This is a genomic window from Bartonella sp. AP57NXGY (assembly GCF_042195805.1).
Taxonomy (GTDB): Bacteria; Pseudomonadota; Alphaproteobacteria; order Rhizobiales; family Rhizobiaceae; genus Bartonella.
This window is the reverse complement of the sequence record NZ_JBHIOZ010000273.1, coordinates 1-1,460: the sequence shown is the minus strand read 5'-3', so window position 1 is coordinate 1,460 and position 1,460 is coordinate 1. Positions and strand designations below refer to the sequence as shown.

Genomic DNA, 1,460 nt, shown 5'->3' with positions numbered 1-1,460 from the left:
TAAAAAAACTCTTCAACCATTGCCAAAAGTTGGAAAAGCTTTGTTTAACGCCCTCCCACAAATTGCCAAACCACTCGACAACAGCGCTAAGCTCTTGTTTAAACTTTTGCCAAGTTTGAGAGAAATCAAAAGCAGCAGCAATGATATTTTTCCATTTGGTGATGGTGGTGGTATCAGCACCAAAAAAGCGCATGACGGCTTCAAAGGCACGCCCCCAAGCCCGAGATACCCCCCGTGCAAAACCTTTGACAAAAGAAGAAAAACGATCCCAATATTTCCACAAAGCAAAACCAGCAGCAAGGATGACAGCCACAACAGCAGCAATGACCGCCCCGATCGGGGTAAAAATACCCCCCACAACAGAGGAAATAGCTGCCCCAGCCACTTCTATCGCTGTCCCGATCCAACCAAAAGAGGCAGCAAATGCACTTCCTGAGACAGCAATCCCCCGTAAAGCCCCTACCAGTAAAGTCATGGGGCGAAGAAGACGCAGCGCACTTCCACCAAAGCTTGCTGCTATTAAACCCAGCGAGCGCCCTGCGGCTGCTAAGCCCCGCCAGCTTGCAGCAACACCACGACTAACAGCACCCATCTTGATAAAAGAGCCCATCAATTGAAGAATCCCAAGACGTGTGCCAGCCATGGTAAAGCGCAACACGCGCAGAGCAATATTAAAAGCCATCAGGGCAGCAATGGTTTTGATAATGGCACTTGTTAAAGTGGGATGGGCATTCGCCCACGCCATAAGCCCATTAGTAAAATTACCAACAGTTTCCATGAGACTGTTGAGAGGAGGCAGAAGCACTTCACCAATGCTAATCCCTAAAGCCACAATGCGGTTTTGTAAGAGTTCAAATTGCCGCATGGCACCGGTTGCTTGTTTGTCTGCTTCTTGTTCTACAGAGCCTTTAAAGACTTGTGGATCTTTCACATAATCTAAAGCTTGCCCTAACAATTCGGGGTTACCCACCAATTTGGCAAAATCACCAGTAAAATCGCGCCCCGCAATGGCAATCAGCGAACGCATGCCCTGTTCGGATTTACCCAACACATCAAAAAAGCGTACCAAGGTACCGGTGGCATCTTTGTCCAGATCTTGCATGAATTTTTCGCGGGAAAGCCCAATATTGGCAAAAGCATCTTCAATATGCTTGCCCCCTGCTTGAATGCGCGCACTCATGGCATTAAAACCACGCGCAGCACTCTCTGGAACAATCCCAGCAGAAATCATCGCTGTACCAAATGCCGCGGTTTCGCGCGCAGTGAGCTTAAACATGGTTGCCGCACCGGTGGCTCGATTGGTAAAATCAGACACTTCACTGGCTTTTGCCGCCATGTGGTTCGAGAGATGATTGATAGCATCACCTAGATCTTCAATGCCTTCCTGATTAAGCTTAAAGACATTGCGCAATTTGGCAAAGCGCTCCCCAATCTGATCTCCCGTCATATCAAAAGCAACA

At 48.2% G+C, this 1,460-nt stretch carries 1 protein-coding gene; it reads right to left on the bottom strand.

Annotated features, from left to right (window positions below):
• Positions 1-1,460 (bottom strand): phage tail tape measure protein (locus tag ACFIL8_RS10225; RefSeq protein WP_375689681.1); only part of this gene is annotated, 1,460 nt, incomplete at both ends.